Genomic DNA, 10,913 nt, shown 5'->3' with positions numbered 1-10,913 from the left:
CAGGTGGTCAACTACCTAATTTTCAGGGAAAAAGTACCTGAATTTTCCCCTCAATCACTCCAATGGTCGGCACTTTTTGAGGTCAAAAAAGTCTAAAAGTATTATCCAACAAGGTTTTTATATTTATTCAGCAAACCCTAACTATAATGAGCTATTTATACTCTTATCGCCATAACTTGACCCAATTATTAGAAGAAATTAATTTACAGAAACCTGCGATCAAAATTCCTACCTTTGTTACTCATGACTTGGTAGATACTTATCAAATTTGTCGTCTAATTGATGATTTCATTTTTGAATATTTTCAAGAAAATAGAAAAACAGACACAGACATTGCAGACAATAGGGATCAAAAAATCGATGATGCTTTGGAGGAGTTCCAGTCTAAAGTAGTTGAAAAAATCCTGAAAGAAAAACAGGATTTTAAAAATATATCTCTCAAAAAGAAGAAAGGATTTAAAAATATTTTTGAGTTTGCTCAATGTGAAAACTTGTACTTATCGAATAAATATGTCAATCTTATCTCGGAAAGTCTAGGTCATACTTTAGAAGAAATTGCTTCTATTAGTTCACAGGTTTTTGTACCAGAAAAAATTCTAAATTTTAAAATCAAAGGTGTGGATTTAGTAGTTTTTAATCAAGGAATAATCAAATACACTCAATTAAAAACTAAAAAAGATACTCTTACTGGTAGCCAGAGTGATCGGAGTATCAATGAATTTAAAATACATCCTAACTCAGTTTTTGCCGCTGCTTTAGATATGGGCAATTCTTGGACAATTAGCAAAACCAAAGCTAAAGAGAATAATATTGAGCTATTAGCAGGGCAAGCTTTTTGGTCAATGTTGGACTTAGATTATGAAACTATCCTGAATAAGTTAAAGATGACAGTCAGGAAAATCGAAAAAAAACTTTATCAAGTTTAGCTACTTTGATGTATAATAGAGAGGTAGATAAGTTGTTAATTATTGGTTATGACTCAGGTAAATCTACAAAAAGCCGCTAATATTCTCGGTGTAACTACCGCAGAAATACTAACATGGCAAAAGAAAAAATTAATCAAAGGTCAGAAAATCAATCAAGTTGATTGGTTATTTGATCTCGAGCAATTAACCAATCTTAAAAATAACCAATCCCCCAGAGAATTGAGAATTTTACAAACTGTTGAGCCAACTAATTACACGGTTATCGAATTATTTGCTGGCTGTGGTGGTATGGCTTTAGGTTTAGAAAATGCGGGACTAAAAACGCAATTACTGGTGGAAATTAATCAAGATTGTGTTAATACTTTAAGACTTAATCGACCGCAATGGAATGTTATAAATCAAGACATAAAAAAGATTAAATTTTCCAATTTTAGAGACAAAATAGATATTGTAGCTGGAGGTTTTCCCTGCCAACCTTTTAGTTATGCTGGGTTAGGGAAAGGATTAGAAGATTTGAGAGGGAGCTTATTTTTTGAATTTGCTCGTTGTTTACAGGAAGTGCAACCTAAAATCGCTATAGCCGAAAATGTTCGAGGATTATTAAGCAATAAAAAAGGAGAACCCCTCCAATTAATGCTGCAAGCTTTACAGGAAATCGGTTATTATGCTGCTTATCAAGTTTTATCGGCTCAATTTCTTGATGTTCCCCAAAAAAGAGAAAGATTAATTATTATCGCCACCCGTCAAGATCTAAATATTAAACCGATTTTTCCCCAATATAGAAACTATACTATTTCTCTGAAAAAAGCCCTAGAGAATTGTCCCAGTTCTCCAGGAGTAGAATATAAAGAAAGAAAAAAAGAGATTATGTCCTTAGTTCCCGCAGGAGGAAATTGGCGGAATTTGCCGATGGATATTCAAAAAGAATATATGAAAAATAGTCTCAAAAATCACGGCGGACGGACAGGATATGCTAAAAGATTATCTTGGGATGAACCGGCTTTAACTATTACCTGTAGTCCGGCACAAACCCAAACAGAAAGATGTCATCCCCAAGAAACTCGTCCTCTGACTGTGAGAGAATATGCACGAGTGCAGTCCTTTCCCGATGATTGGCAATTTACCGGTAATTTAACCTCTCAATATCGACAGATTGGTAACGCGGTTCCCGTGAATATGGCCTATCATCTTGGTGGCTGTTTAATTAATATGTTGCAGGGGGATTATCTGGGGGAAACACAGCCAAAAACCGAACAGTTAAGCATTCCGGGATTAGAAGTTAATTAATTTTGACTAAAAGTAAATAGTTTTTACCTAATCAGCAACAGCAGCAGAAAAATTAAGTAGTTATACTAAATCCGTTGAGTAACGCACAGAAAACGGGTTTCTCCGAGAAACCCGTTTTCTACTCATGCACTCATGCAAAAAGGGGAATGAATAATCAGTCTTTAATAACCAGATTTAGTATAACTACTTCTTGCATGAGTTCCTATCCTCAGCCAGAAATTGATTTTGTCCGATTTTACTGTCCGGGATCTGTAGGGTTGATTCATGAATCAACCCTACCCCACCAGAAATTGATTTTGTCCGATTTTACTGTCCGGGGGGAATAACCTCTAATGGAATACTTTCAGTTTCTCCATCTTTAGATGGATTGACATCGGGACTTTGTTCTGCATCTGGAGTTTTTTCCACCGCTTTGGTTTCTGAGGTGGGGGGATTTTCGGGGGGTGCTTCTGGACTGGGGTTATTTTCCGGGATGGGGGTGAATTCCACCGGGGTTTCCCTTTCAGGAGAGGGGGAAACTTCGGGGGAAGGTTCGATATTACGGGTACTTTCCGCGGGAGTTTCTTCTATCCGGGGAGATTCTGGGGTAGTTGCGGGGGTAGTTGCGGGGGTGTCTTCCCTGGTTTTTTGTTCTTCCTGGGGACAGGCTGCCGATTCTAAACCGAGATGACATCGGACTTCCTCCCGTCCCAAAGACACGGCAATTCCCGACACCGACATTAACAAAGCTAGGATGGGTAAGATATTGTTCATAAAATTAGACTTGATTCTACTCCTCGACATCACATTATCTATTTTAGATAAGTAGCTGGTTATAATTAAATTAAAAATGGATTTTAGGTTCGATCCCCCCTGCCCCCCTTGATAAGGGGGGTGCCGATCCCCCCTTAGTCCCCCCTTAATCCCCCCTTGATAAGGGGGGCATCTGATAATTTTTAACGCCTACCTACTTAGGATCGAATTGATATTGAGAACCCTTTGGCCCCTCATTGCCGCGATTAGCACGCACCAAGGGAACTTGATTAAAAATGTTAAAATCCGTGGTGCTTCCCTGCAAGGTGATTCCTCGATTTAAAGTTTCGACTACAGTAGCACGGTCAGAACTTTTAGCGATCGCTTCCCCTAATACTTTCATACTATCGTAGGCGGTAGCAGTACGCCAACTGACGCGACCGCGCCAACTTTTCAGCGCATCTTTAGCAAAAGGATCCGTTGCTTGGAAACTCCAAGGTACTGCTAGAACTAATCCGTCGATGCTATCTGCTCCTTGAATAAGGATATCGGGTGTATAAAGTTCATTTCCGCCTAATAATAGCATTCCAGACGATTCTTGGGCAATAGCCACGGCTTGATCAATGCGATCGCCATCTTTACTCAAGGCCAAAAATACCACCTTAGCGCCGGCTTGTCTTGCCTGATCTATGGCAGTTTTAGCATTAAAATTGGCTTTAGTTGTGTCTATTTCCTTAACTATCTTGCCTCCTGGTTGCTTTATTGCTTTAGCAAAGGAATCCCTTAATTTTTGACTATAGGGACTATCGGAATTATAAAAAAGAACCACTGAGGGAGACTTCTCTTGCTGACTAGCATAATTAGCCAAAGTTTTGGCCACTGCTTCCAGATAACTGCCTAAAACTTCCTGAGATTTATCTTTAAGGGGAATAGTTTTCAGGGTTGCATTTCCCGTTTGACTGACACTGGTAGTCAGGGGAGAAAGAATCGCTAATCCTTCTTTTTCGTAACTTTCAATCGCTTTTTGACTAAAAGGATCGATTCCGTGGCCCATAACTGCCAAAACTTGACCGGATTGAATCAGATCATCGGCTATCGCTTTTGATTGTAACCCACCACCATCATTAGCGATGACTATTTCCAAAGGATTACCCGGATTAGAATTATTAAACTCCTCTTGATACCTTGCCACACCTCGGAGAATTTCCTTGGCGCTGTTGGGGTCGTTAGCGATGGGGACAACGACGGCTATAGTATGTTTATTACCCTTTTGTCTAGCTTTGGCGTTATTGTAATAGATTTTGCCCTCCGGATCGTTTGCTTGGGGAGTGGCCGCCAGTTGGTAAACTGCGATCGCATTTGCCCAATCTTCCTTTTTAAAGGCCGCTGCGCCTTTTTCTTTGTTAGGAGTGGAATTAAGCAGTATTTTCTCACCTTGGCTAAATAAATCGGGATTTTTAGCCGTATTACTCACAAAAGTTGCCTTAGATTGCCTATCTGGGGTTTTTTCCCCGACAACTGGGGAAGTATCGGGTTTGGGAATGAGCATTTGCAATAGACTCCAACCCCCTAAACCTGCGGTTAAAGCGGTAATTATCAAAGCGAAGGGAAGTAACCAGTTAGATTTTTGGCCGACTCTAGTTGTACCCCCCGGGGACACCACCACCGTGGTTTTAACCGTCGTTGTTACGGGATCCATCGCTTCCCTAGGTAGGCCACAGATAGGACAATCAGGAGTAGTATTTTCGCAGGGTTCATGACCTCCCGCAATCGCTTGCGGATAAGTTTTACCATCTTTAGGGATACCGTCACATTGCCAAGTAGTCATGATTAGGGTTTGCTGAAAAAGTTTGTTGGTGGGGTTAGGAGTCAGGAGATAGGAGTCAGGAGACAGGAGACAGGAGATAGGAGATAGGAGTCAGGAGTCAGGAGTTAGTATTCTCCCCAATTCCCAATTCCCACTTCATAATTCATAATTCATAATTCATTATTCCCACACCCCACACCCCACACCCCACACCCCACACCCCACTTCATAATTCATTATTCCCAACCCCCCATCTCTCCACTTCCCCACTTCCCCATTTCCCTCTTAACTATTCCCTAGGGCCTGATAAAGTAGATAGAGGACGTTGTCGTAAGCTTTGGAAATAGAGGCCACCGATAAGCAGTAAAAAGAGGATATAGGCAACAATTTGACTGATATAGAGGTTTTGACGATAACCAAACAGAGATTTGAGGAGGAGTCCGGGGAAAGTGCGATCGCTCAAAATTTGGGAACCGTCCCAAACTTGAAAACCGAGAAGACAGGAGGAGGGGAGAGAAGGACAGAAATGGCGATAAAAAGGGTCAATTTCACTTAAAAGACTGATTCCTGCGTCGATATGTTTCAAAACACCGATGAGTAATCCCGCAACGATTAAGAGGAGGAAAGTCCCCATAATTTGGAAAAAGAGACGGATATTAATTTTTACTCCCCCCGCAAATAGGAGAATTCCCAACAAAGTCGCCATACTTAACCCCGCTATCGCACCGAAGGTTTGGATCTGCCAATCTTTTTGGAATTGGGCCAGGATAAAGAGGACAGTTTCAAATCCCTCTCGCAAGACAGCGATAAAAACGAGCAGAAAAATCGCTTTTCCTGCCCCATTTTCCGATTTTAAACCCGCTTTTACCGCACTTTCTACCTCAGATTTCAAAGATTTGGCCTGTTGAGTCATCCAAATTAACATCCAACTCAACATCAAAACGGCAATCAGTCCAAAAGTGGCGGCCAGTAATTCCTTGAGCATTGGTACGAATGGACTAGGAGAAGCATCCACTTGCAAAAGGATTCCCCCTAGCAAAATACCGACCAAAACACTAGCGACCACTCCCGCACCAATACCACGATACACCCATGAGTTAAGTTGCGATCGACCCGATTTTTGTAAACAAGCGAGGACAATTCCCACCACTAAAGCGGCCTCGAAACCTTCCCGGAGAGTGATAATAAAAGTGGGTAAAGCGGAACTAAGATTCATAAGCTAGTGGATAAACTCTAGCTTTGATCCTAGCTCAAGCAAAATCCCGCAGCATCTTGCGAATTTCCAGATTGTGTAATTCTTCTTGTCCGATCATACCGCGAGCGAATTCTTCTAGGTAAATACTGGCATCTTCGACGGTTTCTAGGAGTGCTTTGTACAAATCAAGGGATTTTTTCTCATGATTGAGGCTCTCACTCAAGATTGCTTTGATATTGTGTTCATAGCTTTCCTCGATGGGGGCAATTTTTAAGCTAGGATGACCTTCTAAACCGGTGAGAATTTCCCCGACTTGTTGCGCGTGGGTGAGGGACTCCGTGGCCTGAGTCTGGAAAAATTGGACGATAGGGATGCGATGGGGACCTGTCACCATCAGGGAATAGTGGGTGTAACGGACAACTCCCGCTAGTTCAAATTCCATGATTTCGTTCAGTTGTTCGATGGTTTTGTCTCTGTCTAGTTCTCGCATAAGATTCTCAATAATTTTTCTCTAATTGCAATTGTAGCTAATCCAAACCGGCTAAATGAATCTAAAAACCTTGTTGGCTAATACTAAATCCGTTGAGTATGGGCTATGTATGAGAACAGGCAAAAGGCAATAGGCAATAGGCAATAGGGAGAATAAATAATCAGTTTTTGATAACCGGATTTAGTATAATATCTTTAGGCTTTTTTGCCGTCAAAAAACTGCCAGCCATTTGAGCAATCGGGGGGAATTTTTAGGCACTTTTTCCTGAAAATGCCTAAAATCCCACACACCCCACGAAAAACCCTTTCAGCAAACCCTAGGTAATGCAAAAAGATTTTAGCTGGGGGAATAGCAACTCAAGAGGTCATTAAAGGTTTCATTTTGCCTTAAACCATCGAAAACAAAGTTATTACGCGCTAATTCGCCACATATATCCGGTTCTATGTCCATGGCTTCGCGTAAACAGTCGATCGCTTTTTGTTGTTGACCGAGGGCGGCATAACAGCAGGCGGCATTATACCACGCATAGCGATCATCTTGATCGATTTTTAACGATTCTTCATAACAGGCGATCGCTTCTGGTAAACGCTGTAATTCCTGTAAGATCACACCCTGTTGATACCAGGACCAGTAATCTTGCGGTCGGATATCGAGGGCGGTACGATAATTAAATAAAGCCTCTTGGGGATTGCCCCAATCCCGGAAAGCGTCGCCGCGACGATACCAGGCCCAATAATCCCGGGGTCGCGCCCCCAGGGCCAGATCATAGGAAGTGATAGCGCGTTCGTAATTTTTCAGCAATCGATAGGCCTCCCCTTGCCGGTAGGCCGCCCAATAGTCCCCCGGACTATGACTTAGGGCCCGTTGAAAACAAGCGATCGCTTTTTCGTAGTCCTTTAATTCCTGTAGATAAACACAACCTTGATCGTACCAAGCCCAATAGTTATCATCCTTTACCTGTGCGGCGTTAGCATAACTTTGAGCCGCTTCTTCATACATTCCCAAGTCTTCTAGTATCATACCCCTTTTGTACCATGCCCAATAATCATCTGGATAATATTCTAAGGCTTTTTCGTAGCTGATTAAGGCTCCAAAATAGTCCATTCTTTCTTTTAAAATATTGCCTTGGTCATACCAGTCCCGATAGGTATCCGGACGGCATTCGAGCGCTCGATAGACAGTGAGTAGATAGGTCATAGTTATTAATCGATAGTAAGTAGGGAGGCACAATTATTTGTAGGATGGGTTAGCGGTAGCGTAACCCATGCGGGGGTTGGGTTTCATGCTTCAACCCAACCTACGTTCATCTTATATTTAATTCCACCCACCTACTTAATTAGAGCCGTCAGTCTTATCAGTTATCAGTTATCAGTTATCAGTGGGAGTGTTGGGTGAGCAGTGGGTGCTTTTTCCCTGAAAATTAGGTAGTTGACCACCTGAAAATCGATAAAACCCCACACCCTACACCCCACACCCCACACCCTGCCCCCAGGAAAAGCTTTTTGCCGCAAACCCTAGTTATACTTTTAGAACAGATTCAAATCCGTTAAAGCGCCGAGACTGCTAGAGGAGACTAACTTGGCGAATTTGCCGAGAATTCCCGTTTTATAGCGTGGGGGGCGCGGTTGCCAATGGTGACGACGACGGGTTAATTCTTCCTCCGATACATTTAACTGCAAGAGACGCTGACGAGCATCAATAGTGATTTGATCCCCCTCCTCGACTAGGGCAATTGTACCACCCACCGCCGCTTCTGGAGCGACGTGACCGACCACCATGCCATAGGTTCCCCCGGAAAAACGACCATCGGTAATTAATCCCACGGAATCCCCTAAACCGGCGCCGATAATTGCCGAAGTGGGGGCTAACATTTCCCGCATACCCGGTCCGCCTACCGGTCCCTCGTAACGGACAACCACCACATCCCCGGCTTGAATTTTTCCGGCTAAAATTGCCTCTAAACAGGTTTCTTCCGACTCAAACACCCGCGCCGGTCCGGTGATGACCGGAGTTTTCACGCCGCTAATTTTGGCCACGGCCCCCTCTGTGGCCAGATTTCCTTTTAAAATGGCTAAATGACCCTCTTTATAGACAGGATTGCTAAAAGGACGGATAACATCTTGGCCTGAGGGCGGTTGGTCGGGAATATCGGCTAAAATCTCGGCGATAGTCTGACCGCTAATGGTGAGAGCATCCCCGTGTAGTAAACCATTAACCAGGAGAATTTTCATCACTTGGGGAATACCGCCAGCTTTATGCAGATCCACGGTAACGTAACGCCCGGAGGGTTTAAGATCGCAGATAACCGGTACACGCTGCCGGATAGTTTCAAAATCATCGATCGATAATTCTACCCCGATGGTGCGGGAAATGGCTAAAAGGTGCAGCACAGCGTTAGTGGAACCTCCCACCGCCATAATTACCGAAATGGCGTTTTCAAAGGCTTTACGGGTCAAAATTTGGCTAGGGAGAATCTGTTTTCTAACCGCCTCGACCAAAACCTTGGCCGATTCTTCGGTACTATCGGCTTTTTCCTCATCTTCGGCGGCCATGGTCGAGGAGTAGGGTAAACTCATCCCCATGGCTTCAAAAATGGAAGACATGGTATTAGCAGTAAACATTCCACCACAGGAACCGGCCCCGGGGCAAGCGTTGCGTTCAATTCCGATGAGGTCTTCTTCACTGATTTTACCGGCGCTGTACTGTCCCACGGCTTCAAAGGAACTGACCACGGTTAAATCGCAATCTTTGTAGCGCCCCGGTTTAATCGTGCCACCATAGACGAAAATAGCGGGAATATTCATCCGGGCCATGGCAATCATTGCCCCCGGCATATTTTTGTCACAACCCCCGATAGCGAGGACTCCATCGAGACTTTGTCCATTACAGACGGTTTCAATGGAATCGGCGATTACTTCCCTAGAAACGAGAGAATATTTCATCCCTTCTGTTCCCATGGAAATCCCGTCACTAATGGTGATAGTCCCGAAAAGTTGCGGCATTCCCCCCGCTAATCTGGTGGCTGCTTCGGCACGCATTGCTAAATCATTAATTCCCATGTTACAGGGGGTAATGGTGCTAAATCCGTTAGCGATGCCGATGATTGGTTTGCTAAAGTCCTCATCCCCAAAACCTACCGCTCTTAACATGGCCCGATTCGGACTGCGTTGGGTACCTTGGGTAACAATGCGACTTCTGTAGTTATCTGCCATAACTTTATCTTTCTCCAATGGCGGCTGATGTGTGCGATCGCTGCTCAAGTTCTCCAATCGCACCTTTATTTCTATTTTCTGACTTTTGGCCGCTCTGAGCAGGTTTTAGGACAGTCCATCTCTAAAGAAAATATAAAACTGTGGGAGTAATGAACTATTCCCCACCGCTTCGCCAAGGGGCGAGTTTCTGACGCTTCTTTGTCGATGGTGGTTGGTGCGGACGGTAATGATTTGGTAGTAGTGGTGTAGCCCTCTTGCTTGAAGTGTGTAAAATATTTGTAATAAAAACAATTGGCTCAAATCAGTTTTTAATGAAGCGGTGTTATCATTTTAGCATACTTAACTCAGATAAACCATAAAGGCTCTCCTAGAGTAGTTATGTAAAAATAGTAACAATCAAGGAAGATATTGAGACTTAAAGTTATCTCAAAAAATAGTTAGAATCCTTGGTTTGACAAGAAGATAGAAACTGTTATAGGCTAAAAGACATAGCTCAAGCCGAGTCTAAACTTAACATTTTATTATATAGGAAGGGGTTATGCTGTCACTCCACTGGCAAAATTGAGATGCTTCCAGAAAATATTTAAGGTAAAATTAGATAGACTATCTCCAAAACTTAATTAACAATTAGGAAACTAAGTCAATGCTACAATCAGTTAAAGGCATTTATAGACAAGGAAAGTTCGAGCTTTTAGAAACTCCCAATAACCTAGAAGAAAGTTCAGTTATTATCACATTTTTAGAAGATAAACCAATCCAAAAATATCCCAAATTAATGTGCTTTGGAATGTTCACGGGGGATTATCAATCTACAGAAGAAGATTTTTCATTCGCCGAATTTCAGGGCGATGCAGATGACCACTTAGATTGGTCTTAAACCGATGAAATATGTGCTGGATACTCACGCCTTAATTTGGTTTTTAGAAGGGAATCCCCGATTGGGAAAAAATGCCAAAACGATCCTTTCTGACCCGAACAGTGAATTAGTTTTACCGGCTATTGTTTTAGCTGAAGCGGCTTGGATTGTTGAGCGAGGCAGAACATCAATCCCTTCGGTTTTAGAATTATTTAGGGTTTGCTGAATAAATCTAAAAACCTTGTTGGATAGGGTTTTTAGACTTGTTTTCCCTCAAAAAGTGCCGACCTTTGGAGTGATTGGGGGGAAAATTCAGGTACTTTTTCCCTGAAAATTAGGTAATTGGCCACCTCAAAACCGGTAAAACCCCACACCCTGCCACCAGGGAAAACCTTTTCAGCAGACCCT

The 10,913-nt window shown here is 42.8% G+C and carries 10 protein-coding genes; 4 read left to right on the top strand and 6 right to left on the bottom strand.

The features are described 5' to 3' along the window. Positions 1-146: 146 nt before the first annotated feature. Together PX482_RS02255 and PX482_RS02250 are read left to right on the top strand one after the other, a co-directional pair. Positions 147-926, top strand: a complete 780-nt coding sequence (locus tag PX482_RS02255) for a hypothetical protein (protein ID WP_002763247.1) — start codon at positions 147-149, stop codon at positions 924-926. A gap of 48 nt (positions 927-974) precedes the next feature. Further along, complete coding sequence (locus tag PX482_RS02250) at positions 975-2,213, top strand: DNA cytosine methyltransferase (protein ID WP_288122020.1); 1,239 nt, start codon at positions 975-977, stop codon at positions 2,211-2,213. A 306-nt stretch (positions 2,214-2,519) separates the two neighbouring features. Here PX482_RS02250 and PX482_RS02245 read toward each other — a convergent pair whose 3' ends face one another. The 6 genes from PX482_RS02245 to ilvD form a co-directional block, all read right to left on the bottom strand. Continuing rightward, a complete protein-coding gene (locus PX482_RS02245; protein WP_043999476.1) occupies positions 2,520-2,966 on the bottom strand; it encodes a hypothetical protein in 447 nt (148 codons plus the stop codon). A gap of 193 nt (positions 2,967-3,159) precedes the next feature. Continuing rightward, positions 3,160-4,773 carry an ABC transporter substrate-binding protein gene (locus PX482_RS02240; protein ID WP_288025213.1) on the bottom strand — a complete coding sequence of 538 codons (1,614 nt, stop codon included), beginning with the start codon at positions 4,771-4,773 and terminating at the stop codon, positions 3,160-3,162. Positions 4,774-5,041: 268 nt separating this feature from the next. After that, on the bottom strand, positions 5,042-5,968 hold the full coding sequence (locus PX482_RS02235; RefSeq protein WP_288025216.1) for an FTR1 family iron permease: 927 nt from the start codon (positions 5,966-5,968) through the stop codon (positions 5,042-5,044). A 34-nt stretch (positions 5,969-6,002) separates the two neighbouring features. Next, positions 6,003-6,437, bottom strand: a complete 435-nt coding sequence (locus PX482_RS02230) for a ferritin-like domain-containing protein (RefSeq protein WP_002731529.1) — start codon at positions 6,435-6,437, stop codon at positions 6,003-6,005. 336 nt (positions 6,438-6,773) lie between these two features. Continuing rightward, positions 6,774-7,634, bottom strand: a complete 861-nt coding sequence (locus tag PX482_RS02225) for a tetratricopeptide repeat protein (protein ID WP_288122019.1) — start codon at positions 7,632-7,634, stop codon at positions 6,774-6,776. Positions 7,635-7,963: 329 nt separating this feature from the next. Continuing rightward, complete coding sequence (gene ilvD, locus PX482_RS02220; protein ID WP_002734426.1) at positions 7,964-9,649, bottom strand: dihydroxy-acid dehydratase; 1,686 nt, start codon at positions 9,647-9,649, stop codon at positions 7,964-7,966. A gap of 643 nt (positions 9,650-10,292) precedes the next feature. Between ilvD and PX482_RS02215 the strand changes: the two genes are divergently transcribed. Further along, positions 10,293-10,526, top strand: coding sequence for a hypothetical protein (locus PX482_RS02215; protein WP_288094118.1), 234 nt, complete (start codon positions 10,293-10,295; stop codon positions 10,524-10,526). Between the two features lie 4 nt (positions 10,527-10,530). Continuing rightward, positions 10,531-10,731, top strand: coding sequence for a type II toxin-antitoxin system VapC family toxin (locus tag PX482_RS02210; protein WP_002763255.1), 201 nt, complete (start codon positions 10,531-10,533; stop codon positions 10,729-10,731). Positions 10,732-10,913: the final 182 nt, after the last annotated feature.

Origin of the sequence: Microcystis sp. M53602_WE12 (assembly GCF_030065455.1) — a bacterium.
In the GTDB taxonomy this organism is placed as follows: domain Bacteria; phylum Cyanobacteriota; class Cyanobacteriia; order Cyanobacteriales; family Microcystaceae; genus Microcystis; species Microcystis aeruginosa.
The sequence above is the reverse complement of the archived record's forward strand: the minus strand, read 5'-3'. Positions and strand labels throughout refer to the sequence as shown.